Below are 23,710 nucleotides of genomic sequence, written 5' to 3'. Positions count from 1 at the left end.
AGGTGGAAAGTATGGCAAGAGGCAGAAAATTTAATTCAAATGGAGAACAAAGCAAACAACTATTACTTGAAAAAGCGATAGAGCTATTTTCTGATAAAGGTTATCATCACACAAAAATTAGTGACATTGTAAAGGCTGCCAATGTAACTCAGCCTACTTTTTATCTCTATTTTAAAAGCAAGGATGCCCTTTATAACGATTTGAATGCGCAATTTCAAAGTGGATTCTTTGCGGTAATGAATAATAAGTCTACTGACATTATTGAAAACGGATTACAGGGTTTTGTCACGCTACTAGAGCAAAGGTTATTGAACCTGTTTGTTTATATTATTGAAAATCCTGAATTAACTAAAATAGGCTTTGTTGAATCCAAGCAAGCTCATTTAGTAAAAAACCAACTGACACAGCAATTGATCCACCTTATTTATCTGCATGATTGTGACAAAGATCTTCTACTGTATAGTGTGGATATAAAAATAATGATAGATAGTTTGGTAGGGTCAATAGAAAGATTAATCATAACGAATTTATTAGAAGAAAAAAGATTACCTGCAGAACTTGCAAATGATATTGTACAATTATATTTTTGGAAAACTAAAGAAGTGATATAAAAAATCCTGTCATCGATTCTTATTATCGATGACAGGATTTTTTAATTGTTTATTCTTATATGCTGATAGTAGCCTTTTTGATCTTTGCTTCTTGGGTGAAGAAGTAGCATATATTCCTGATCCGCTGATAAAGCACTCTTAGGTGTAACTGTTATTGAACGCCCTTCAATTTTAACTGTTACGGGTACTTCCTTAGCTCCTAAAGCAACCAGTTGAATGTTGCTCTTGGCGATTTGTGAAGTAAGTGCTGAAGGGAATTTCACTGTGAATTTTTCCGTATCAGCAATACTTTTTACAGTAGAGAGTTGTTTATATTTAGGATACTTCTCCTTCAATGCATCATAATGTGCCTGGAAAATAGGTGCTGTTGTCGTCTGAACATTTGGTTTAACGCCTACTTCATGAATGGTATGACCCGCAGGACCCGTAAATTTACCAACTGTGAGCTTTAAATAGCTTCCATCATGTAATGTATAAAAGCCTTGCATTGCACCTTTCCCGTAGGTTGTTTCTCCGTATAAAATAGCAGCTTTTTGATCTTTTAATGAGGCAGAAAGCATTTCAGAAGCACTTGCACTATAGCGATTGACAAGAATACGCGTATTTTTTGGAAACTTAGTATCTTGTTGAACTGCTGGTATTGTATAAGAGGCTTGTGCTTCTTCTAATAAATAGGCAACTTTAGCAGATGGGAATAATCCTGTAAGTTCTTCAGCTGTTGTCACATAACCGCCACCATTGTTTTGTAAATCTAAGATGAACGATGTTGCACCAAGCTTTTTTAAGTCAATCATTGCATTTTTGACAAGCTGTGCGCCATCCTCTGAAAAAGAGGCTAATGAAATATAGCCCACATTTCCAAATAGTAGGTCAGTTTGTACATTCGGTAAAGTGAATTTTTTACGTGTAATAGTTTTCGTAGTTGTTGAACCATCACTATGCTTTAATGTAACTTCCACCTTAGTTCCTTCATTACCGATTAATAGGGAGGATGCCTCTTGTGTAGAGCGACCAATTATAGATTCGCCATTAACGCCAATGATGATATCTCCAGCCTGAACACCAGCCTCAAATGCGCCGCTTCCTTCAATTACTTGTAAAATATGAATTCCATCTTCGTGTTCTTCAATCACAACACCAATCCCTATAGTAGCTAGGTTGATGCTATTCATATAATTTTCGAATTCTTGCTTAGTGAAATAGGTTGAGTAAGGATCAAGCATACTCATGATTTCTGAGATGGATGTAGCCTTCTCTAAGTTTCCATTAATTGTTCCAACGTAAGTATCTTTCACAATCTCCTTAATTTCCTTGATAAGCTGTTGATCATTTTCAGCAGCGTGAGTCGTTGTAAAAGGGAGAAGAAAGAAGCCTAGAACAAATGCGAATGACCATATTAACTTTTTCATTGGACACCTCTTTTCTAGAACTCAAAATAGAATGTAGTATGTTATGGTATTAATTGGATGGTTACATTTTGCAATTGAGTATCTGATTTTTATTATACATGAAGCCATAACTATAGTGGTGGACTTATATGAGATAGAAAAAGAATCCGCTTGTCACTAGAGGATAAGCAGATTCTTGTATATTATTTTTTTATCAATTTATGAATAATAAAACCAATTACTGCACCAACAATAGCTGGTAAAAGCCACCCTAAATTTTGCTCATACATTGGCAATGCTTTCAGGATATTTTCATAAGGTGTAATTTCAACTTTCATTTGTTTTAAACCACCATATAGACTAACAAGGAAAGTTGGAACGAGCGCTAAAATATAAACAATTTGTCCACCTTTAAAGAAATGATCTGCTAGTGATAAGACCATCAATACCATAGCTAAAGGATAAATAATTAAGAGTACAGGTAGTGACGCATTAATTATTGTTGAAAGCCCTACATTTGTAATAGCTGTACTAAAAATAGTGAAGACAATTAAAAACGTTTTGTACGAAATTTTGGGGAAGAGCTTGTGGAAAAACTGTGCATTGGCAGTTAATAAACCGACAGCTGTTGATATACAAGCTAGTAAAATAGTCGCAGACAAAATAATACTTCCAAGGCTTCCAAAGAGCACCTCAGCTGATTTTGCAATAATATTTCCGCCATTATCAGAGATACCGATTGCACTGATACTTGTGTTACCAATATGGCCTAGAGAGATATAGACAAATGATAAACCAATAGCAGCAACGACACCGGCAAAAATCGTTGTTTTTACTTGTTTTTTCGTATCCTTCATACCCATATCACGCAAGGCCTGTAAAATTACGATACCAAAAACAAGAGCACTTAGAACGTCCATTGTTAAGTAACCTTGTACAAAACCTTCAGCTAAAGGTGACACTTTATAGTTTCCTACAGCTTCTCCTGGTTCTCCCATTGGAGAGATAAAACTTTTAACAGCAAGCAATAAAATAACAAAAAGCAGGGCAGGTGTTAAAATTTTGCCTACTCGATCAACAAGCTTCGAAGGATTAATGGATAAATAAAGAATTAAAGTGAAAAACAAAATAGATGTGATAAATAGTGGCGCCCAATGATCCCTCATAGCTTCAGAGAGGAATGGCGCAATGCCTATTTCATAGGATACAGACCCTGTTCGTGGTACAGCAAAGAATGGTCCAATCGCTAAATAGACAATTGAGGTGAAAATCACACCAAAAGCAGGGCTAACACGGTTTGCAAGCAGCTGCAAATCGCCTCCTGCTTTGGCAACTGCAACGATCGCTAGTAGTGGTAAACCAACACCTGTTATAAGGAAACCAATCATGGCTACAGTGATGTTTTCACCTGCTTGTTGGCCTAATAACGGTGGAAAAATAATATTGCCAGCACCCAAGAACAAGGCAAATAGTAGTAAACCTACTGCTAAATTTCCTTTGATGAAATGCAAGATGTTCTTCATAAGTATAAAAACTCCTTTAAGATTGAAAAGCTAAAACTTTCTAAAAATTTTAAATACAGAAGTGTATGTTATCATAGGAACACTAATCTTGCAATCGAAATAGTATTTCAATATAGTCGGATTTCGTCGTATTCTATAAGTTTGCTATAATGTTTGAAAAATAGTCAGTTTTTCCGATTTTTCATGAGGTAGTTATCTAGTATGATAGACACACAAGGGAATATTCTAGCACGAACGGAGGCACTTTGGTATGCAAAAGACAAAAAAATGGAGAATTCTTGTTTTAAGTACTATAGCAACTTCATTTTTAGCACTACAAACAGCAGAAGCAGCAACATATACTGTACAAAAAGGAGATACTTTAACTAAAATCGCCCAAAATCATCAAGTTTCTATTGGGGATATTATGAAGTGGAATAATCTATCGAAAGATACGATTTATGTAGCTCAAAAGCTTGAGATTCAAAAACAATCTACGAATGAGGGAGTAAAGCCTTCCTCTCCATCAACATCTGTAAAACCAACAACTAGCTCACATACAGTAGCAAAAGGTGACACATTATCAAAAATCGCAAAGCAATATAATGTGACGATTAAGGATATAATGGATTGGAATAAGCTTGAAAAAGACACGATTTTTATTGGACAAGTATTGAAGGTTTCTCAAGGCGCAGTGATACCCGATGGTGATACTATACATAATAATGTGACTTCAGGTACGGGCACTCCATCAAAAGTAACCGCTAAAGATCCTACATCTAATGGACAAGCGATTTATAACAAAACAGTTGAAGTTGCCAATACATTGGTTGGAACACCCTATCTATACGGTGGTAATACACCAGTAGGTCTTGATTGCAGTGGCTTTATTTTTTATGCTTTTAATCAAGGTGGTTTAAAAATAGGAAGAGCAAGCAGTGAAGGTTATTTTTATGGCAATACAACCCATGTAGAAAATCCGGTACCTGGTGATTTAGTATTCTTTGAAAATACGTATAAAGAAGGTATTTCTCATATGGGAATTTATCTCGGTGATAATAAATTCATTCATGCGGGTACAGATGGTGTAGAAATATCGGATGTTACGTACTCTTACTGGTCTTCTAAATTAGTAGCTTACAAGCGTTTTGACAGTGTGAAATAAAAAGTAGCGATTTTTGCCTAGGCAAAAATCGCTTTTAATTTGAGCAAAACTCCCTTCTACAAAAAGTGAGGGGGTTTTATTAGGTTATTGTGTTACACGTGCTGTCCAACGAGAGAGGTCAGCGTCTTTTGCATCAACAAGCTCTGCTGGGAATATGAATGTCCAAGGCTTTGTTGAATTTGGTTGCACAGTTAAGATTGGATCCATTTTAAATGAGCCTTTGGCAATTTGTTTACCTGTAGCATCGATAATTTCTAGTGGTAATTGTTCTAGATTAATTGCTTTGTTGTGTCCATTACGAATAAAGATGGATACGTTTAAATTGCCATTGTCAGCTAGTTTTGCCTGTAAACCTGTGAAATTTACTTCTGTTTCGCCTAGCTTTGGTAGTGTTTTCACGATCTTTTCTAGCTCTTCTTTTTGTTCTGCTGGTAACTGTTTTTCCCAGGATGGATCTAATTCTAATTGATGACCACGAAGGGAAACGAGGTTAAAGGCAATTTTCCAACCATCTTCGGGCACTTCATCTACTTTAATTGTAGATTTTTCAAATTCGAATACCCATGGGCGAGCACTTTCTGCTTGGATTGTGCCAAGAGCTTTAAAATCGAATTTTTTAGATGCAACAAGCTCATCGTTTTTATCCATGATGAAAAGCTCAATTTCACCTAGCTCAATAGCTTGAGGTAAAGAAGAACGGAAAAATGCGCGAACTAACCATTTTCCACTAGGACCTTCTTCAATACTAATAGAAGAAAGCGATAATTGATTTGGTTTCAATGGCTCTAGCTCATTTGCTAGGAAGTTGAAAATGTATTTTTGCTCTTGTGGTACATCCCATTCTGGATGGAATGATAATTTTGTTTCCACATCGCGATTATCACCAGTGTTTTTTGCAGTATTTCCTAGTAAATCTTTTGAGTCAATTGTATTTTCTTGAACAACTTTATCTGATTTTTTAAAGAATGAAAATAAGCCCATTATTGTTCCTCCTGTTGTGCCTCAACTGTTTTCATGAAGCCTGTAATTTCTATAATAATAGAACGACGTAATTCTTGGAAATTTTTACCGAATAATTCTAAGCCTTCACGCTGGTAAATTCGCATTGGATCTTCTTGCTGATAATGGCGTAAACCGATGCCTTCTTTTAAATGTGTCATTGCCTCTAAATGCTTGATCCAGCCGCTATCAATATGGCTAAGCATGATTTGAGGAAGTACTTCTATGACTCTTTCATTTTCAGCGAATGTCTCCATTTGATCCAGTAATTCTTGTTCAGAAGGTTGAATGTCAGCAAGAATTTGTTTTGTTCTTCCAACTTCTCGGTTGATTGAAACAGGTGTGATGAATAAAGAGTTAAGCGCATTCTCCATTTGATCATAATCCCATTCAATTGGAGATACATCTTCTGGCGCTGCATCATGAACAGCAAAATCAACTGTTTCACGTAGCATTTTTTTCAGTTCACCCATTAAATCTTCGCCACCTAAAATTTTGTCGCGAAGTCCATAAAGAACGGTACGTTGGTCATTGATAACATCGTCTAATTTTAAATTGTATTCACGCATGCCATATTGGGAACCTTCAACAATACGTTGTGTTCGATCAATAAGCTCCTGAACCTCTTTATTTTGAATAATACCTGTATCATCTACAATCATTTTTGCAGAGAATTTTTCAACTTCGTCTTTTGCGTAACGACGGAACATATCATCTTCAATAGAGAGAATGAAGCGACTTTCGCCTACATCACCTTGACGGCCTGAACGCCCACGTAGCTGATTGTCTACACGGCGGCTTTCATGCTTTTCAGTCCCAATTACATATAAACCACCCAGTTCATGTACATCAGCGCCTAGCATGATATCCGTACCACGACCAGCCATATTTGTCGCTACCGTAATACGACCCTTTTGACCAGCCTGTGAAATAAGTTCAACTTCTTGTTCAACTGTTTTTGCATTAAGTAATTGGAATGTTAATTTTTCCTTTTTCAGATAGTCAGCTACAGTTTCAGACTGTAAGATCGATGTTGTCCCAATTAAAATTGGCTGGCCTTTTTCATGCCGCTTTTTAACCTCAGCAGCAACATACTTATATTTTGCTTCCTGTGTGCTAAAAATAATATCAGGCTGATCAATACGTTGACGTGGACGGTTTGTTGGTATTTGCACAACCTCCATGCCGTACACTTCTCGAATTTCTTTTTCCTGTGTTTTCGCTGTACCCGTCATCCCGGAAAGCCTTGGATACATACGGAAATAGTTTTGAATTGTGACCTGAGCCATTGATTTATTTTCATCCGTAATCGTTACACCTTCTTTAGCTTCAATTGCTTGATGTAAGCCATCAGAAAGTGAACGACCTTCTAAAATACGACCTGTAAACATATCAACAAGCTCGATTTTATCCTCTTTCACAATGTAATCAACATCGCGCTTAAACATAACATGCGCACGTACTGCTTGAATGACATAATGGAAGAGTGTTTGGTGTTCTAAGTCATATAAATTATCGATATTGAAGGCAGCCTCAACCTTTTCAATACCTTTATCTGTTAGAGAAGTAGCTTTTGTTTCATCATCAAAGTCATAATCTTCATCTTTCTTGAAACGTTTAGCTAACATAGCAGCAATGCGGTGTAACTCATCGTTAGAAGGCATTTTACCTGCGATAATTAACGGTGTTTTCGCTTCATCGATTAATACACTATCCACTTCATCGATAATAGCGAAGTGATAAGGACGTTGTACTTTATCTGCTAAGCTATAAGCCATATTGTCACGTAAATAATCGAAGCCAAACTCAGTACCCACACCGTATGTAATATCTGCATTATAGGCTTCTTTCTTTGCATCAGCCTCCATCATCGGTACATTTAAACCAACAGTTAACCCAAGGAAACGATGGATTTGACCAACTAGCTCATAGTCACGCTTTGCCAGGTAATCATTTACTGTGATGACGTGAACTCCTTTACCTTCTAATGCACGTACATAAGAGGGCAGGGAAGCAACTAGTGTTTTACCTTCACCAGTAGGCATTTCAGCAATATTGCCTTCAGTTAATACCAGACCACCGATAAGCTGTACATCAAAATGACGCATTCCTAATACACGCTTTGAGGCTTCGCGTACAACAGCAAATGCGTCTGGGATGATCGATGTAAGAGGCTCACCTTGTTCTAATTGATCTTTGAAAATAAAAGTCATTTCTCGTAATTCAGCATCTGACTTGTTAACATATTTTTCTTCAAGATTGTTAATTTGATCTACTATTTTGTAGTAGCGTTTTAATTGACGAGCACTAGTTTGCTCTTTGTTGCTTTTGAAAATTGAGAACATGAAATATACGCTCCTTTAATGTTGTCTACATGCTAGACACTCCATTATTCTATCAAATTTTGCGAATGGTGACTACAATTGACTATATAGGAATCTATTAATGCTAAAATGTACAAAATATTTGTGAAATCGTGGAAAATGTTTAGAAAAAGTATATTTCAATGCTTGTTCATGCTATAATCAATTTGGATTTCAATGTAGATTATTTATTTGAGGAGGAGAGACATGCTTTACGTGTCTTTAATAGCAGCATTCGTTGCATCCATTTTGTTAACTCCATTAGTGAAACGTTTAGCGTTTAGAATAGGTGCAGTTGACGCACCAAACTATCGAAAAGTACATGCTCGAATTATGCCAAGACTTGGCGGTTTGGCCATTTTCCTTGCCTTTATAATTGGCGTGACGATTTTATATTCTTTTTTAGTCCATACGAAACATGGTAGTAATGAAGCTTTATTAGCTATCATTATTGGTGCTTGTATAATCGTGATCACGGGTGTTATTGATGATATGCGTGAGATTTCTGCTAAAGCAAAAATGCTTGGTCAGTTAGTTGCTGCCCTGATTGTTGTTTTTGTAGGCGGTATTGAAATTGAAATGGTAAATCTACCGTTCTTAGGTACATTAGACTTTGGTTTACTAAGTATACCATTAACGATTATTTGGATTATCGGTATTACAAATGCCATTAATTTAATTGATGGCTTAGATGGTTTAGCTGCAGGGGTTTCTACAATTGCACTTATTACATTAGCTGTCATGGCGTTTATTATGAGTAATGTGTTTGTTTTAGCGTTAGCAGCCATTTTAGCTGTAGCTTCACTTGGTTTCTTATTTTATAATTTCCACCCAGCAAAAATCTTTATGGGTGATACAGGGGCATTGTTCCTTGGATTTATGATTTCTGTGTTAGCGTTACTTGGTTTTAAAAATATTACATTTGTAGCTTTAATCATTCCAATTATTATTCTTGGTGTTCCGATTTCTGATACGTTCTTTGCGATTGTCCGTCGTGTTCGTATGAAGAAGAAATGGTCTGATCCTGATAAGTCACACTTACACCATCGATTACTCGATATGGGCTTTACACATCGACAAACAGTCCTAATCATTTACGGAATTGCAGTGATGTTTGGTTTAGCAGCTATCATTTTCTCTATGGCAAAGGTTTGGGGAGCTATTTTACTTGTAGCGGTCATCCTAACAGCTATTGAAATCTTTGTAGAGGTTATCGGGTTGGCTGGTAAAAATTATAAACCATTATTGAATTTTGTACGGATATTTAGTAAATAAAATATAAGCAATCATACAATTTGTGTGATTGCTTTTTTGTTGTTAAAAAGACTTTAACGGTGAGTTGCTAGACACCGAGAAACGCTTTCTAATCCGTTGTTTATGTATAGGGAATGGAAGAGAAGGGAAATTTAAATAAGCTTGTTTATCGATTACTAGGCGGGGTAAATGATAAGGGTAGTCAAACAAATGGAGAATTCGCATAAAAAGACCATAGACAAGTTGTTTGTCTATGGTCTGAAAGGTCTATTCAATAACTGAATTGTCATCACTACTAGCAGCACTATCTGTTCCTGTATTGCCACTTGTTAGACTCGATGATTGTTCATTTAGGCCAAGATGGTTTTTGAAAATCTCTTTTGTTTCTTCAACAGAATCTTGATTTAACTGGTAATAATAAATACCAGTAGATGTATCATCCGTGCCATCTAATGTTAAGGAATCGATACGTGGTGCGCCTTTTGATAAGTAAGATAAGAAGGACTTCATTTCAGTGAATGTCATATCTGTTTTCATATTATCACCAAGAGCTTTAATGACATCATCATATTTCGTAACGGACTTAACAGAAGCGACTTTTTTAATAATCGCAGAAAGAATTTCTTGTTGACGTTTACCACGCTCAATATCATTATCTTGTTTACGTGTTCTTGCGAGTGCAAGTGCCTCACTACCATTTAAATGCTGTAAGCCTGGCTGCAAGTTAATTGTAAACTTATCAAACTCATCTAATTCATGTAAAGCATATGGTACTTCAGCTTCAATACCACCTAAAGCATCGACTACATCAATAAAGGCATTGAAATTCATACGTACATAGTAATTGATAGGAATATCAAATAGTTCCTCTACTGTTTCGATTGTAGTAAGTGTTCCACCCATAGCATGAGCATGGGTAATTTTATCTTTATAACCTACTTTAGGAATATAAACGTATGAATCACGAGGAATGCTTAACATTTTAATTGTATGGGTTTTATTATTTAATGTAGCTAAAACAAGTGCATCGGAGCGTGAATGGTCTGAACCTTGCCCGCGATTATCACTATCATCAACCCCTACAAATAAAATAGATACATTATCTTGTACAGGCTCTACTTTCTCTACACGTTGCGTAGAAACCTCTCGACCTTCTAACTCCTCATATGCTGAGTCTGCAGCATGCTCTACCTGTTTTGTAAGGTAAACAGCATAAGCCGTTACACAAATCACCAAGCTGGCAACAAGGAGTAGTGTAACTTTTATAATTAAGGAAGCTTTAGAAGATCTCTTTTTATTTGGACTAACAGATCTTTTTTTCATAATAGATATATTCTCCTCTAATTATTGGGAATAATAATGCGATGAAGCTAAATTTTATTCAATTTTAACTCAGTAATTGTGTGGACAATAAAATAGCTTAACAAAAAAATTATACTATGCATATTTAGTTTCGACAATTAAAACTATTTAATTGACAATAAATTCTACAAATTGAGCATCTTCGAAAGTGGTGGAAGCCTGTCCATTAGTCATTTCTGTTATCCAACTTCGGAACTGTTCCTCTTCCTCTTTTGGCACAGAAACAATGATTTCAACACCCTCCAAATAGCGTATTTCCTCTAAAGTATATAATGAACTTCTTATTTCATTTTCGACTTTTCCTAGCCATGTATAGTCAATTGCTACTTTCATGAAATGATGCAGTTTACGTTCAACTACCTGTGCAGCAATCAATCCCTCTGTAGTTGCTTTTCCGTAAGCACGAATGAGACCACCACCACCGAGCTTAATGCCTCCAAAATAGCGAGTCACAACAACGACCGTATCTTTTAACCCTTGTTTTTTTAAGACCTCTAACATAGGGACGCCTGCTGTACCGCTAGGTTCCCCATCATCATTTGCCTTTTGAATATGATCATGCTCGCCAATAATATAAGCAGAGCAGTTATGTGTTGCATTATGATGCAATTTTTTTATACCATCTATAAAAGAAATTGCATCCTCTTCCGTTTCTGCACGTTCTATATAAGTGAGAAAGCGAGATTTGGAAATGACGATTTCGCTTTCACCATATCCTTTTACAGTTAAATAGTTTTCTCTCATTCGTATCAATCTCCTTTTAACTAGAGTTCTATTCTATAATTTTCATGAAGAAAAAGCATTAAATTTTAGCATGGTAATGCTATAATAGGTGTAGACTAGGGAATATGTGATTTTAGTCTATTAAATTAGTAAGTAATCATAAGACATTAGACTGGGGAGTATACTATGTTTTCAAATGATACCTTCGATTTAAAGTCGCTTGATGACATTTTCAATCGAATGTTAGATACAATCATGAGCTCAAAGGATGATATCTTTATTATAAGTGAACAAAGCCGCAGAAGCTTTGAAGATATGCAAAAAGAGCTAGAAATTGTTCGAAAACAAATATCAATCGTAATTGATGATGGCGATGCATTGGAAAAAAGTACGCAGCTTGCTAAGCAACGACTTGTATTAGTGAGTAAAGCTTTTGATAATTATACCGAAGAACAAGTTAGAGAAGCATATGAAACTGCACATGATTTTCAAGTAAAGCTCTCCGTTATTAGAACACAAGAAAAACAGCTACGGGATAAAAGAGATGATCTAGAGAGAAGATTAAGAGGATTACTCGATACGATTGAACGTGCTGATCATATTGTCAATCAGGTAAATGTCGTTTTGAATTACTTAACTTCAGATTTGAAAAATGTTGGTTTAGCCCTTGAACAAGCAAAAATGAAGCAAGATTTTGGGATACGTATTATTGCAGCTCAAGAAGAAGAGCGGAAGCGTTTATCAAGAGAGATTCACGATGGACCTGCTCAAATGCTTGCAAATGTACTCATGCGCACTGATTTAATAGATAGAACGTATCGTGAAAAAGGTATTGAAAAGGCTTTAGCTGAAATTACCGATTTAAAGAAAACGGTTCGTAATGCTTTATCTGAGGTGCGACGTATTATTTATGATCTACGACCAATGGCACTTGATGATTTGGGAATTATTCCGACATTAAAGAAGTATTTATCGACAGTAACTGAATATAATCCAGGTGTTGAAATTCATTTCCAATCGAGAAGTACAGAAAAACGTATACCTTCAAATTATGAAGTATCCATTTTCCGATTAGTGCAAGAATGTGTAACAAATGCCATGAAGCATGGAAAGTGTAAAGACATTTGGGTGAAGCTTGAATGGTTAAAAGATGCCGTCAATATTGTTGTAAAAGATGATGGTATAGGCTTTGACCCACAAGTAGTGAAAGACCATTCCTTTGGGATTTTAGGAATGAAAGAACGTATCGAAATTTTAAATGGTACCATCAACATTACTAGTGAAATCAATCGAGGTACGACGGTGTTATTTAAAATACCGCTTGAAGTAGAATGATGTAACTGTTGCAGAAATTTAGGGGGTAAAGACAAATGACAAAGATTATTATTGTAGACGATCACCAGCTATTCCGCGAAGGAGTAAAACGCATTTTAGATTTTGAAGATACGTTTGATGTAGTAGCAGAAGGTGACGATGGTACAGATGTGGTTACGTTATATGCTGAAAATGTACCAGATGTAGTACTTATGGATATTAACATGCCAGGAAAAAATGGCGTAGAAGCAACGGCAGAGTTAATTTCTGAATTTCCAGATGCCAAAGTGATTATGCTGTCCATACATGATGATGAAACATATGTTACACATGCATTAAAATCAGGTGCTCTTGGCTATATGTTAAAAGAGATGGATGCAGATGAAATCGTTGAGGCGATTAAAGTCGTTGCTAACGGTGGTTCTTATTTACATCCAAAAGTAACAAAAAACCTAGTAGCAGAGTTTAGAAGACTTTCAGAACACGAAAATAAAGGAAACTTCCATCAAACGGAAATTCGTCGTCCATTCCATTTACTAACAAAACGTGAATGTGAAGTATTACAGTTATTAACAGATGGCCAATCAAACCGTACAATCGGTGAGACGCTGTTTATCTCTGAAAAGACGGTTAAAAACCACGTATCAAGTATTCTACAAAAAATGAATGTGAATGACCGTACACAAGCAGTTGTAACAGCTATTAAAAATGGCTGGGTTGAAGTACGATAATTGCTAAAACTGTTTTTAAAAGCTACTTTCTATTGAAGTAGTTTTTAAAACAGTTTTTTATTGTTTTTTGGTAATAATTTGTATTGAGCTTACCCCATGATGAACAGGTTATTCACAATTTTGTAACATTACTATTCGTACGTATAAACATGAAAACTAGCAGATCATGCAACATTTTACAGCCTAATGCGTCATAAGGAAGATGTAGCACCTAAATGTTGAAAATGCACAACAAAATTCCTACGAAAGCATTTATATGCTACAATATGCGCGGGAGGTTTTTTGATGTTAAAGAAAAGTTTTCTAGCAGTTCTAATCTTATTAGTGTTAACTGCCTGTGGTAATAAAGATGAGAAGATGAGTGATGAAGAACGAGATAAAGTAATAGAGGATGGTACAGTCGGCTTTGAAATGATGGGTGGAAACGTAGAAAAGGCTGATAATGTACCAGCGGAAGATGAAAAAGCGATTTTAGCATCTTTTGATGAGTATATTGCTGCATTAAATGCTGAAGAAATTGATCGTTATATGAATACTATCTCGAAAAATCCAAAGGGTTTTAAATACGATGAAGAAAAAACATATGCAACAGAAGTATTTGATCAATTTGATATTAAGCGTGAAGTAGAAAATGTAACAATTGCCAAGTATGAATCAAAAGAGGCGCAAGTATTTGCCAACATGAAAATGCACTCACTTCAGCTTGAGACAAATGTCGAACATGAAAGTGCAGGACGTCAGGTAACAGTCTTTATCAAAGAGGACAACGATTGGAAAGTGACAAGTGTCTTTTATATTGGTGATGACTCACAGTCAAGTACAGGAAATTAACAGAAGCTATCTTCATTCAACATAAGAATTGAGTGAAGATATGCCTATTATACATAGACAATGAATGTGAAATGGAAGCTAGCTTACTAGCATAACTCTAGAAAGACGAGAACGTGAATCCCACGTTCGTCATTCATTTCACATTCATTTCTTTTTGTTTTCCGTAGTTTATGCGAAACCGAAGCGACAGTACAAACGAACAACAATTGCACCAAGAAGAAATAGATTGTAAACTAAGAATCATAGGAGAGTGGACATGGATGAGGACGGCAATCGTAACAGATAGTACTGCATATATTACAGCTGAAGAACGTGCACGCTTAAACATTCACATGATACCTTTAAGTGTCAATATCTCAGGTCAATTATTTGCAGAAGAAGTAGATATCACAGCATCTGAATTTTATGATAAGGTGCGTGGTACCAAAGAATTTCCCAAAACAACGCAGCCTCCAATCGGAGAATTTGTCGCTCTTTTTGATGAGCTAGCAAAGGATTATGATGAGGTAATTTCCATCCATTTATCGAGTGGTATTAGTGGAACATACCAAGGTGCAGTGCAGGCAGGTGAAATGGTGGAAGGTATTAAAGTTTATGCCTTCGACAGTGAAATATCCTGTGCTGTTCAAGGCTTTTACGTTTTAAGAGCGGCTGAAATGGCGAAAGAGGGCCATTCAGCAAAAGATATACTTGCAGCATTAGCGGACATGCAGCAGTATATTCGTGCTTACTTCATAGTAGACGACTTAGCACATTTACAGCGTGGTGGGCGTCTATCTTCTGCGGCAGCATTAATTGGTGGTTTATTACAAGTAAAGCCTGTTTTACATTTTGTGGACAAGGTAATTGTACCTTTCGAAAAAATCCGTACACGTAAAAAGGCATTGAAACGCGCTGAGGAATTGCTAGCAGAGGATGCCAAAAAGTATGAAGCAATGGACGCTGTTGTCATTCACGGGAATTGCCCTGCTGAAGCGCAAGAATGGCTAGAGCAATTAGCCTCAACTTACCCGAACGTAAACTTTAAATTGAGCTATTTTGGTCCTGTTATCGGTACCCATTTAGGTGAAGGGTCAATGGGATTAGGGTGGACAAAAAAATAACGAATTGTAAGGAAGTCTCTACAGTAAAAGTAGAGGCTTTTTTTCTATGAAAGGAGAAAATGTAATGAGATATAGAGGTTGGTTGTTGCCACCAGCATTACGTGATTTTCATGAAGGACGTATTTGGTTAAAAGATCATTCACCATTTTCAGCAGAAGATATTGATAAAGCGATACAGCGAAAATACGTCAGTATATATAGAAGGAATTCAAATGAAGCCCGTTATGAAATGCAATCGTTGCCACAATACAGACCCGCAATTATTCACAAAATTCGATTGCTCAAAATGTCGACGAAAATGTGTGTATTGCCGACACTGTATAAAGATGGGTAGAGTAAGTAGCTGTACACAATTAATCATTTGGACTGGCCCCAAGTCGATAAAGATTAATAAGCACGCATTAAAATGGTCGGGTCAATACACCGAACTACAGCAACAGGCAGCTAATGAAACCTTAGCGAGTGTGAAAGCAAAACGATCGCATTTAATTCATGCTGTATGCGGTGCAGGCAAAACAGAGCTACTTTTTCCTACTGTCTATGATGCATTAAAGCGAGGGCTACGCGTTTGTATTGCTACACCACGTACAGATGTAGTGTTAGAACTGTATCCACGCTTTCAACAGGCTTTTCCTGAAACAATCATTCATGCTTTATACGGTGGAGCACTTTATCAAAATGGCTATGCGCAGTTTGTTATAGCAACGACCCATCAGCTCTACCGATTTGATAAGGCATTCGATGTCATGATTGTAGATGAGGCAGATGCTTTTCCCTATACATTTGATGCAACCCTACAAAGAGCAGTAGAAAAGGCTAAAAAGGAAAATGCTCCTCTCGTATTTGTGACAGCAACCCCATCATCATCCTTAATCCATACTTACCAGCAAGAAAGCTACTCTTTTATTCCAAAACGCTATCATAATCATCCATTACCAGTTCCACAAGTTCGTGCTTTATGGGGCTATGATAAATGCTTCAAGCGAGGTAAAATCCCCAGCAGGTTGAAAAAATGGATAGAAGAACGCTTACACCACAAGGAACCCTTTTTATTATTTTTCCCGACAATTGCCCTAATGAATAGTGCAGCACCTCTTGTACAAGAGGTAAATGAAAACATATTAGCTGTGCATGCAGCTGACCCAGAGCGGAAGGAGAAGGTGTTAAAGCTACGAAATAAAGAAGTTCCGGGCTTATTAACAACAACCATATTAGAAAGAGGCATTACAATTAGCAATGTACAGGTGGCCGTTATAGGGGCAGAGTCATTGATTTTTACCCCCAGTGCCCTCATTCAGATTGCAGGTCGAGTTGGACGAAATGTTCAATTTCCTGATGGTGAAGTCCTTTTCTTTCATCACGGTATCACGGTAGAAATGGATGAGGCATGTGCGAAAATTCAATTTTATAATAAGAAGGGATTCTCTGAATGAATAAAATGGAATCCCGTTGTTTAATGTGTACACAGCCATTAAAAATAACTATTTCCTGGAAAATGATTTTAACCAAGCAATTCTCTCCAACTATATGTGAAAGATGTGTCGCTCGTTTTGCACCTTCACAATCTGCTACATCCCTCTATCAATATAATGAGGCGATGAAGGATTACTTACACCAGTTAAAATTTCTTCAAGATGTAGCTCTTGCAAAGGTTTTTCGACAGGAGCTTTATAATTGTCTCACCAAAGAAAAGGCGATTATTTTACCCATTCCAATGCACCCTCTTAAACAACAGGAACGTACCTTCTCACATACTGATGAACTATTAAAGGCAGCTCATATTCCTTTTATTCAATTATTAGAAAAGACAACGACAGAAACACAAAGCTCAAAAAATAGAGAGCAGCGTCTACATGTAGCTCCACTTTTTCGCTTAAAGGAGGGTGCTCAAGTCGAACATAAAAATTATCTTCTTTTTGACGATATAAAAACCACAGGGACGACTCTACAGCATGCTACAACTATTTTAATGCGTGCAGGCGCTAAAAATGTCCAATACTTCACATTAATTGAAGGATGAAAATGCCAATACATTATGTATAATAGTTAATGAGACAGCATTCGTAGATAAATTTGCTAGAAAGAGGAGGAAAGGCCAATGGCAGAGGTTCGTAATTGTCCAAAATGTAATGAATTTTTTAATTATACAGGAGTCCGAGAAGTGTGTCATAAGTGTGCACAATCAGAGGAGGAGCTTTATCAAATCGTTTATCGTTTCTTACGTAAACGTGAAAACCGTGCGGCAACAGTAGAACGTATTGTGGAAGCAACGGGAGCAGATAAAGATCTACTATTTAAATGGGTTCGGAAAGGTCGTTTACAGCCAGCGATGTTTCCTAACCTTGGCTACCCATGTGATAACTGTGGCCACTTAACTTCAAAGGGTAAACTATGTACAAAATGTCAAGACGAGTTAAAATCGGACCTTCGTACATTTGAAGCAGCAAAGGAATTCCGCGAAAGTGTGCAACAGCGAGATCAAGCGACTTATCATGTAGATCGGGATAAGTCAAAGTAGCAATTCCAACAGATGCTAGGACAAAACTAGCTTATATTAGTGAGAAGAGGTAGGGACATAACTAAATTGTTCCTTCACAAAGCAGAATAATCTCTAAAATAACAAAACACGATAAATATAAGAACCGAACTATTCCGAAACACTTCATGAGCGTTTCATTGGATAGTTCGGTTTTTTTTGTTTGTCGAAACATCCGTATCTCAACCTCTTTTCTATTTTTAACGTTGTCTCTTAATAGTCCTTAGCTACTGGCTGTGAACTTTCTTAAATTCACGGCCAGTAATGCGAGCCCCATTTCGCTTGCTATCCTCGATTTTCCTCGTACAGAAAATCGAGTGAAACCCAAATTAGCCTTCAAGAATCCAAAAAACTGGTTCCACGTCGATTTTGCGTTTTCGATAAATAGCATTCGTTTTCTCCTCTGAAAGCTTGGCTCTAACATATTCTTTTGCTGTTCCCATTTTTCATTCAACATGATTTTCCGATTGGTGCCTTCTTTTGCTTTTGTACAAGATGAACGGAATGGACATCCTGAACAGTCTTCACACTCGTAGATGTTGAACGTACGTTGGAAGCCTGTACGATCATTCCATACAGATTGATACTTCAATTCTAGACGTTTCTGATGAGGGCATGCTTATAGCCCTTTAATTTAAAAATAATAGACAAAGTCGAAAAAATCGACTTTGTCTATAGTCTGGGATGACTCTAAAATTTTTTTTGGAGTCATCTTTTTTTATGTAAAACCTTCACATTTTGTAAGACAATCCGAAATAATAATAAGTTAAGCTTTTTAGATAGGAGGGGAATTATGAAAATTACATCTTATGGTGTCAATGCTGTGAACGCCTATAAAAATCAAACTCGTAACGTTAAATCCACGGAAAATAAAACATCCTTTGCCGATAAAATTGAAATTTCAAAGGCAGCGCAGGAAATGCAAGGTTTTTCCACATACGGTTCAGAGCGTGCTGACCGAATGCAACAGCTCAAGGCAGATATCGATTCCGGCGCTTACAAAGTCAATGCGCGTCAAATTGCAAAAGATATGTTGAAATATTATCGTTTCTAGAGAATAGCAGAAAGGGTGTTAAGCAAGATGTCTATAGAAGTGATTTTTTCTACATTAACCAAGCTAGAACGAATGCATAAAAGTTTACTCGAACTAGCCTTTAAAAAAACAGAAATCATTAAAGTGGGTGACATACAAGCACTCGACCAAATGCTAAAGGATGAGCAGGCACATGTAGCGGCCATTGATAAGCTCGAGCAACAGCGTCAAATACAGGTAACGGAGTACCTGGGAGCGAAAGGGTTCGCTCCTACTGACAAAATGACTGTCGCCGATGTCATTGAGGCTGCTGAACAAGAGTCTGAAAAAGAAACCCTTTCAGTCGTTCGCAATCGTCTATTACTCGTTATTGATAACTTACGTAAACAAAATGATTTAAATCAAAAATTAGTATTCCAGTCACTACAATTTGTGAATCTCACATTAGATGCGCTACGTCCACGCCCAGAGCAATTTAATTACTCTGGCAATGAGGTACGTGGCACCAATACCGTTACAAAAAAATCATATTTCGATTCTCAAGCATAGATTTTTGCACTTGTGCAGAAAGCGGATGCTTGATTTACTTGATCGAGGAAAAGGAAGGAAAAAGAATGCGCTCTACATTTATGGGCTTAGAGACAAGCCGAAGCGGTTTATTCACACAGCAATCAGCTTTATATACAACGGGACATAATATTTCAAATGCCAATACACTAGGCTACTCCCGCCAGCGTGTCAACATGCAAGCAACACCCGGTTTTCCAACGGCAGGATTAAACACACCTTATTTTCCAGGACATATGGGGACAGGGGTAGAAGCACATTCGGTTCAGCGTATACGTGATGAATTCGTCGACCGTCAATTCCGCCAAGAAACAAATAAACTCGGTTACTGGCAATCGACAACCAAATCGATTTCGCAAATGGAAGATATTATGTCCGAGCCATCCGAGTTTGGGATTAATCAAGCGTTTACTGAATTTTGGAAGTCAATGGAAGACGTAATAGCTGACCCTAAGGATACGGCAGCGCGTCAAGTTATGATTTCAAAAGGGCAGTCGTTAGCAGAGTCATTCAACTATATGGATACACAGTTAAAGTTAATTCAAGGAAATATAGGAAATGAAATCAATGTCGTAACAGGCGAAGCGAACAGCCTATTAAAACAAATTGCCGATTTAAACAGGCAAATTCAATCAATCGAGCCGAATGGCTATATGCCGAACGATTTATATGATGCACGTGACATTTTATTAGATCGATTAAATGAAATTATTCCTGTATCCATTTCGTATGAGAAATCGGGCGGTAATGCCTTGGCAATTGCTGAAGGAAGCATGACAGTTATTTTTAGACCAACCAATGGAAGTGCAGCGATTGAACTTGTAAAAGGGAAGGACTACACGACACTACAAACGCTAGATACAGCAGATCAAGCAATAAATGGAGAAGTCGATGAACCTAATACAAATGGCTATTTTGGATTTAAAGAGATTAGTGTAGTTGGTATTGATGGCACTACTTCTCCAATTAATTATAATCAGTTAGAACCAAGTAAAGGGAAACTTCTATCGTTGATCGATGCTTACGGTCATAGTAATGGAAAAGGGATTTATCCTGAGATGCTAACACAACTGGACTTATTAGCAAATGAGTTTGCAACAGTGTTTAATACTCAGCATAAATTAGGGGCTGATTTAAACGGTGATATGGGTGAAGACTTCTTTGTTATCAACAATACGACTAGTACAGCAATTACGGCACGCAATATTTCAGTTGGCATTAAGGAGCCTAAAAAATTGGCAGTTTCAGATACACCAGGTGAAGAAAGTAACAACAAAAACATGCTAACTCTTTCTGCATTACAATCTGCAGTCCAAGGAAATTTGCAAGGTGGTACATTCCAAACGTTTTACAAATCACTTATCGGTGATCTTGGCGTTAAAGGACAGCAGGCGAAGACATTAGAATTTAACACAACGACAATCCATTTACAAATCGAGAACAATCGTGCGGCTCATAACTCGGTATCATTAGACGAAGAGATGACCAATATGATTACATTCCAGCAGGCGTATAATGCTAATGCACGAATGATCACATTAATTGATGAAACTTTAGACAAAATCATCAACGGGATGGGCCGCGTAGGATTATAGGGAGGTTTTTAATATGCGTGTTACACAATCGATGTTATCGAATAATATGCTTCGAAATTTAAATACAAACTACAATAAAATGTCAACATATCAAGATCAGCTTAACTCTGGTAAAATGATTAACCGCCCATCAGACGATCCAGTAGTAGCGGTAAAAGGAATGGGCTACCGTATTGATTTAGATAAGAAAGAGCAATACCAAAGAAATATACGCCAAGCACATACTTGGTTAGACTCAACAGATAAAGCGTTAGATCAAGTAGGTAATGTACTTAATCGTGTAAAGTCGTTAATTGTAAAAGCTGCTAACGATACGAATACAACTGCTGATCGCCAAAAGATTAATCAAGAAATTACACAAATTAAGCAGCATATTCAAGATTTAGCCAACACAAAGGTTGCGGAAAATTATATTTTCTCAGGAACGAATACAAGTAGTCCACTATTTAAAACGGATGGGACAATCCAAACGCCTACAGATTTAACGGGATTAGAAAAACCGATTGAAGTGAATGTATTTGATGGAATTAAGGTGCAAATTAATACAGGTGGCGTTGACCTGTTTGGGAATATTGACAACTTCATGACCGAGCTTCAAGATTTATTGAATTCAGACACATCAGGGGAGAAAATTGGCCAGGCGTTAGGGGCTAGCTTTACAAATGGAGCAAGTCCCACTATTCCAGGGCTTGATGCGCTAACAGAAGCCCTATTAGTAAAACGTGCAGAAATCGGAGCAAAGCAAAACCGTGTTGAGTTAATGGAAGAGCGTCTATCATTGCAAGAAATAAACATATCCAAACAAATGTCTTTAAACGAAGATACTGACTATGCAAAAACAATTACAAAAATGGTAACCGCAGAATCAATCCATCAAGCCTCCCTATCTGTAGGTGCGAAAATAATTCAGCAAACTTTAGTTGACTTCATCCGTTAGGATGAAGTCAACTAAAGTTCTATGCTGTTGAAAAAAGATGATGTCAACGGCAGAAAAAGCAACTTTGCAAGGTGAGAGGTTGATTTCCGTTCCGCCAGCGTCCTTTCCAATGGGTGTCCGATGAGCCGCTTCACTCACTGCGTTCGCTCCAGGGTCTCCTCTGTGACGCTATGAACTGCACCTAAAATATTGGACTTAAAATTCTACTGTAGGGGGTGCAGTTAGTGATTTCTGATGAACAAAAGTTAGCCGCAGTTCTAGCTTACTTTGAAGGAAAAGAAAGTACGTATCAGATTGCCAATCGATTACAGAGGGATTGACAGTACATTCGATTATGGATTGAATTATATCGCTATCATGGCATCGAAGGAATTATTCGTCCTCAAGGGTTCACGAATTACGAAGATTCTTTTAAAATAAAAGTAATTCAACACCTGATAGAGACGGGCGATTCGCTCCTTCAGACTGCTGCGAAGTTTAATATTCCTTCTCGTGAAACCATTCGGAGATGGAAAAAACAATGGATGTCAAAGGCTGGAGAGGTGCTCTATCAAATAGAAAAGGAGCACCAATCAATGCCAAAAAAACAACCACCTTCGTCCGATTTAAATGAAAAAACAACGGAAGAGTTAAAAGCGGAAATTGAGTATTTACGGATGGAAAACGCCTATTTAAAAAAGTTGAAAGCCTTAGTTCAAGAAAAGGAAGCCTTCAAACCGAAGAAAAAGTGAGAGCTGTGTATGAGCTAAGGCTGGAATTTCCACTTCAAGCTCTATTAAAAGTAGCGAAACTTAAGAAAAGTACGTATTATTATCATCTTCAAAAATGGGTAAAACCAGATAAATATCAGGCGATTAAAGAACGAATCCAGACACTTTTTCATCACCATAAGGGGCGTTATGGCTATCGTCGTATTTGTCTTGCCCTCCGAAAAGAAGGGATTTTCATCAACCATAAAACGGTCCAACGATTGATGAAAGAATTGGGCTTAAAAGGGACGATACGCCCTAAAAAATATCGTTCGTATAAAGGAACGGTGGGCTATGTCGCAGAGAATGTCTTCCAACGTGATTTTGAAGCCACTGCACCCAATCAGAAATGGGTAACCGATGTCACAGAGTTTAAAATAAATGGTCAAAAAATCTACGTATCGGCTGTATTAGATTTATTCAATCGAGAGATCGTTGGATATGAGGTATCAAAATCACCTAATTTTGAGTTAGTTCAACAGTCTTTTAAAAAGGCGTTTACGTATACAAAGTTATCGAAAAAGAGTGGCTTAATCATGCATTCTGATCAAGGATGGTTATATCAAATACCACGTTTTAAAGCGTTATTGGCAACGCACGAAATCAAGCAAAGTATGTCACGGAAAGGAAATTGTTTAGATAATGCCGTGATAGAAAGCTTTTTTGGTATTCTGAAATCAGAATTTCTGTACACAACTACGTTTAGAAACTACGGAGAATTCAAAAAAGCGTTGGTAGACTATACCCACTACTACAATCATGAACGGATAAAATAAAACTCAACGGAAAAAGTCCCGTTGAGTATCGAAAAGCTTCGTAAAAAAGTTTATATTTTTGGGGTCAGATCAGACGCTGGCTCCACTCCAATCAACCATGCTGCAAAGTGTCTTTACTTTTTTTCAAAGTAGCATAGCGATCAAATCGCCCATTAACTGTATTCTTAGAGG

At 37.1% G+C, this 23,710-nt stretch carries 21 protein-coding genes and 3 pseudogenes; 17 read left to right on the top strand and 7 right to left on the bottom strand.

Features of this window, described 5'->3' with window-relative positions; translation table 11 throughout:
• The first annotated feature begins 11 nt into the window (after window positions 1–11).
• The gene (locus ACEVFT_RS05810; RefSeq protein ID WP_393948676.1) at window positions 12–611 is read left to right on the top strand and encodes a TetR/AcrR family transcriptional regulator; all 600 of its coding nucleotides are present in this window, start codon (window positions 12–14) and stop codon (window positions 609–611) included.
• Window positions 612–652: 41 nt separating this feature from the next.
• Here ACEVFT_RS05810 and ACEVFT_RS05805 read toward each other — a convergent pair whose 3' ends face one another.
• Together ACEVFT_RS05805 and brnQ are read right to left on the bottom strand one after the other, a co-directional pair.
• A complete protein-coding gene (locus ACEVFT_RS05805; protein WP_393948674.1) occupies window positions 653–2,020 on the bottom strand; it encodes a S41 family peptidase in 1,368 nt (455 codons plus the stop codon).
• A gap of 182 nt (window positions 2,021–2,202) precedes the next feature.
• Window positions 2,203–3,522, bottom strand: coding sequence for a branched-chain amino acid transport system II carrier protein (gene brnQ, locus ACEVFT_RS05800; RefSeq protein ID WP_393948673.1), 1,320 nt, complete (start codon window positions 3,520–3,522; stop codon window positions 2,203–2,205).
• A gap of 250 nt (window positions 3,523–3,772) precedes the next feature.
• Here brnQ and ACEVFT_RS05795 point away from each other — a divergent pair, with 250 nt between their 5' ends.
• Window positions 3,773–4,666 (top strand): C40 family peptidase, encoded by an 894-nt coding sequence (locus ACEVFT_RS05795; protein WP_393948671.1) that lies wholly within the window; start codon window positions 3,773–3,775, stop codon window positions 4,664–4,666.
• A gap of 84 nt (window positions 4,667–4,750) precedes the next feature.
• Here ACEVFT_RS05795 and ACEVFT_RS05790 read toward each other — a convergent pair whose 3' ends face one another.
• Both ACEVFT_RS05790 and secA2 read right to left on the bottom strand, forming a co-directional pair.
• Window positions 4,751–5,647 (bottom strand): accessory Sec system S-layer assembly protein, encoded by an 897-nt coding sequence (locus ACEVFT_RS05790; protein ID WP_393948670.1) that lies wholly within the window; start codon window positions 5,645–5,647, stop codon window positions 4,751–4,753.
• On the bottom strand, window positions 5,647–8,010 hold the full coding sequence (secA2, locus tag ACEVFT_RS05785; RefSeq protein ID WP_393948669.1) for an accessory Sec system translocase SecA2: 2,364 nt from the start codon (window positions 8,008–8,010) through the stop codon (window positions 5,647–5,649). Before secA2 ends, ACEVFT_RS05790 begins: the two co-directional genes overlap by 1 nt.
• 225 nt (window positions 8,011–8,235) lie before the next feature.
• Between secA2 and ACEVFT_RS05780 the strand changes: the two genes are divergently transcribed.
• The gene (locus tag ACEVFT_RS05780) at window positions 8,236–9,303 is read left to right on the top strand and encodes a glycosyltransferase family 4 protein (RefSeq protein WP_004230902.1); all 1,068 of its coding nucleotides are present in this window, start codon (window positions 8,236–8,238) and stop codon (window positions 9,301–9,303) included.
• A 246-nt stretch (window positions 9,304–9,549) separates the two neighbouring features.
• On the opposite strand, the gene ACEVFT_RS05775 is transcribed toward ACEVFT_RS05780, so the two are convergent.
• Together ACEVFT_RS05775 and ACEVFT_RS05770 are read right to left on the bottom strand one after the other, a co-directional pair.
• A complete protein-coding gene (locus tag ACEVFT_RS05775) occupies window positions 9,550–10,605 on the bottom strand; it encodes an LCP family protein (RefSeq protein WP_205441218.1) in 1,056 nt (351 codons plus the stop codon).
• A gap of 147 nt (window positions 10,606–10,752) precedes the next feature.
• A complete protein-coding gene (locus tag ACEVFT_RS05770; RefSeq protein ID WP_205441220.1) occupies window positions 10,753–11,388 on the bottom strand; it encodes a YigZ family protein in 636 nt (211 codons plus the stop codon).
• A gap of 165 nt (window positions 11,389–11,553) precedes the next feature.
• Here ACEVFT_RS05770 and ACEVFT_RS05765 point away from each other — a divergent pair, with 165 nt between their 5' ends.
• The 7 genes and pseudogenes from ACEVFT_RS05765 (at window position 11,554) to ACEVFT_RS05735 (ending at window position 17,864) form a co-directional block, all read left to right on the top strand.
• Window positions 11,554–12,702, top strand: a complete 1,149-nt coding sequence (locus ACEVFT_RS05765) for a sensor histidine kinase (RefSeq protein ID WP_393948668.1) — start codon at window positions 11,554–11,556, stop codon at window positions 12,700–12,702.
• Window positions 12,703–12,737: 35 nt separating this feature from the next.
• A complete protein-coding gene (locus ACEVFT_RS05760; protein WP_393948667.1) occupies window positions 12,738–13,412 on the top strand; it encodes a response regulator transcription factor in 675 nt (224 codons plus the stop codon).
• Between the two features lie 285 nt (window positions 13,413–13,697).
• Window positions 13,698–14,243: a DUF3225 domain-containing protein gene (locus tag ACEVFT_RS05755; protein WP_393948666.1), complete on the top strand. Its 546-nt coding sequence runs from the start codon at window positions 13,698–13,700 to the stop codon at window positions 14,241–14,243.
• A gap of 260 nt (window positions 14,244–14,503) precedes the next feature.
• The gene (locus ACEVFT_RS05750) at window positions 14,504–15,346 is read left to right on the top strand and encodes a DegV family protein (protein WP_393948665.1); all 843 of its coding nucleotides are present in this window, start codon (window positions 14,504–14,506) and stop codon (window positions 15,344–15,346) included.
• A gap of 46 nt (window positions 15,347–15,392) precedes the next feature.
• A pseudogene (locus tag ACEVFT_RS05745) lies at window positions 15,393–16,779 on the top strand (ATP-dependent helicase ComFA).
• Window positions 16,776–17,366 carry a ComF family protein gene (locus tag ACEVFT_RS05740; protein ID WP_393948663.1) on the top strand — a complete coding sequence of 197 codons (591 nt, stop codon included), beginning with the start codon at window positions 16,776–16,778 and terminating at the stop codon, window positions 17,364–17,366. Before ACEVFT_RS05745 ends, ACEVFT_RS05740 begins: the two are co-directional and overlap by 4 nt.
• Before the next feature lie 78 nt (window positions 17,367–17,444).
• Complete coding sequence (locus ACEVFT_RS05735) at window positions 17,445–17,864, top strand: TIGR03826 family flagellar region protein (protein ID WP_205441239.1); 420 nt, start codon at window positions 17,445–17,447, stop codon at window positions 17,862–17,864.
• Window positions 17,865–18,105: 241 nt separating this feature from the next.
• Here the strand turns inward: ACEVFT_RS05735 and ACEVFT_RS05730 are convergent.
• Window positions 18,106–18,486 (bottom strand): annotated as a pseudogene (locus ACEVFT_RS05730) (transposase); the annotation flags it as partial.
• Window positions 18,487–18,675: 189 nt separating this feature from the next.
• Between ACEVFT_RS05730 and flgM the strand changes: the two are divergent.
• The 7 genes and pseudogenes from flgM to ACEVFT_RS05695 all read left to right on the top strand — a co-directional run bounded on the left by flgM (window position 18,676) and on the right by ACEVFT_RS05695 (window position 23,539).
• On the top strand, window positions 18,676–18,936 hold the full coding sequence (gene flgM, locus ACEVFT_RS05725) for a flagellar biosynthesis anti-sigma factor FlgM (protein WP_393948660.1): 261 nt from the start codon (window positions 18,676–18,678) through the stop codon (window positions 18,934–18,936).
• A 27-nt stretch (window positions 18,937–18,963) separates the two neighbouring features.
• Window positions 18,964–19,464 (top strand): flagellar protein FlgN, encoded by a 501-nt coding sequence (locus tag ACEVFT_RS05720; protein WP_205441253.1) that lies wholly within the window; start codon window positions 18,964–18,966, stop codon window positions 19,462–19,464.
• A gap of 65 nt (window positions 19,465–19,529) precedes the next feature.
• The gene (gene flgK, locus ACEVFT_RS05715) at window positions 19,530–21,077 is read left to right on the top strand and encodes a flagellar hook-associated protein FlgK (RefSeq protein WP_205441255.1); all 1,548 of its coding nucleotides are present in this window, start codon (window positions 19,530–19,532) and stop codon (window positions 21,075–21,077) included.
• Between the two features lie 13 nt (window positions 21,078–21,090).
• Complete coding sequence (flgL, locus tag ACEVFT_RS05710) at window positions 21,091–22,014, top strand: flagellar hook-associated protein FlgL (protein ID WP_393948658.1); 924 nt, start codon at window positions 21,091–21,093, stop codon at window positions 22,012–22,014.
• A gap of 326 nt (window positions 22,015–22,340) precedes the next feature.
• Window positions 22,341–22,526, top strand: a pseudogene (locus tag ACEVFT_RS05705) (helix-turn-helix domain-containing protein); the annotation flags it as partial.
• 63 nt (window positions 22,527–22,589) lie between these two features.
• Window positions 22,590–22,745, top strand: coding sequence for a hypothetical protein (locus ACEVFT_RS05700; protein ID WP_205441259.1), 156 nt, complete (start codon window positions 22,590–22,592; stop codon window positions 22,743–22,745).
• Entirely contained in the window at window positions 22,742–23,539 is a 798-nt protein-coding gene (locus ACEVFT_RS05695; protein ID WP_393948656.1) for an IS3 family transposase, read from the top strand. The genes ACEVFT_RS05700 and ACEVFT_RS05695 overlap by 4 nt, the downstream gene beginning before the upstream one ends.
• Window positions 23,540–23,710: the final 171 nt, after the last annotated feature.

Source organism: Lysinibacillus sp. PWR01 (genome assembly GCF_043359455.1).
Classification (GTDB): domain Bacteria; phylum Bacillota; class Bacilli; order Bacillales_A; family Planococcaceae; genus Lysinibacillus; species Lysinibacillus fusiformis_F.
Note: the sequence above shows the minus strand (reverse complement) of the source record. Positions and strands in the feature narration are given on the sequence as shown.

Coding starts and splice junctions, on each gene's coding strand:
- ACEVFT_RS05720 (WP_205441253.1), top strand. CDS start 18,964: ATGTCTATAGAAGTGATTTTTTCTACATTAACCAAGCTAGAACGAATG.
- ACEVFT_RS05760 (WP_393948667.1), top strand. CDS start 12,738: ATGACAAAGATTATTATTGTAGACGATCACCAGCTATTCCGCGAAGGA.
- ACEVFT_RS05765 (WP_393948668.1), top strand. CDS start 11,554: ATGTTTTCAAATGATACCTTCGATTTAAAGTCGCTTGATGACATTTTC.
- ACEVFT_RS05795 (WP_393948671.1), top strand. CDS start 3,773: ATGCAAAAGACAAAAAAATGGAGAATTCTTGTTTTAAGTACTATAGCA.
- ACEVFT_RS05750 (WP_393948665.1), top strand. CDS start 14,504: ATGAGGACGGCAATCGTAACAGATAGTACTGCATATATTACAGCTGAA.
- ACEVFT_RS05755 (WP_393948666.1), top strand. CDS start 13,698: ATGTTAAAGAAAAGTTTTCTAGCAGTTCTAATCTTATTAGTGTTAACT.
- flgL (WP_393948658.1), top strand. CDS start 21,091: ATGCGTGTTACACAATCGATGTTATCGAATAATATGCTTCGAAATTTA.
- ACEVFT_RS05810 (WP_393948676.1), top strand. CDS start 12: ATGGCAAGAGGCAGAAAATTTAATTCAAATGGAGAACAAAGCAAACAA.
- ACEVFT_RS05770 (WP_205441220.1), bottom strand. CDS start 11,388: ATGAGAGAAAACTATTTAACTGTAAAAGGATATGGTGAAAGCGAAATC.
- ACEVFT_RS05740 (WP_393948663.1), top strand. CDS start 16,776: ATGAATAAAATGGAATCCCGTTGTTTAATGTGTACACAGCCATTAAAA.
- ACEVFT_RS05790 (WP_393948670.1), bottom strand. CDS start 5,647: ATGGGCTTATTTTCATTCTTTAAAAAATCAGATAAAGTTGTTCAAGAA.
- brnQ (WP_393948673.1), bottom strand. CDS start 3,522: ATGAAGAACATCTTGCATTTCATCAAAGGAAATTTAGCAGTAGGTTTA.
- flgM (WP_393948660.1), top strand. CDS start 18,676: ATGAAAATTACATCTTATGGTGTCAATGCTGTGAACGCCTATAAAAAT.
- ACEVFT_RS05735 (WP_205441239.1), top strand. CDS start 17,445: ATGGCAGAGGTTCGTAATTGTCCAAAATGTAATGAATTTTTTAATTAT.
- flgK (WP_205441255.1), top strand. CDS start 19,530: ATGCGCTCTACATTTATGGGCTTAGAGACAAGCCGAAGCGGTTTATTC.
- ACEVFT_RS05775 (WP_205441218.1), bottom strand. CDS start 10,605: ATGAAAAAAAGATCTGTTAGTCCAAATAAAAAGAGATCTTCTAAAGCT.
- ACEVFT_RS05780 (WP_004230902.1), top strand. CDS start 8,236: ATGCTTTACGTGTCTTTAATAGCAGCATTCGTTGCATCCATTTTGTTA.
- ACEVFT_RS05700 (WP_205441259.1), top strand. CDS start 22,590: ATGCCAAAAAAACAACCACCTTCGTCCGATTTAAATGAAAAAACAACG.
- ACEVFT_RS05805 (WP_393948674.1), bottom strand. CDS start 2,020: ATGAAAAAGTTAATATGGTCATTCGCATTTGTTCTAGGCTTCTTTCTT.
- secA2 (WP_393948669.1), bottom strand. CDS start 8,010: ATGTTCTCAATTTTCAAAAGCAACAAAGAGCAAACTAGTGCTCGTCAA.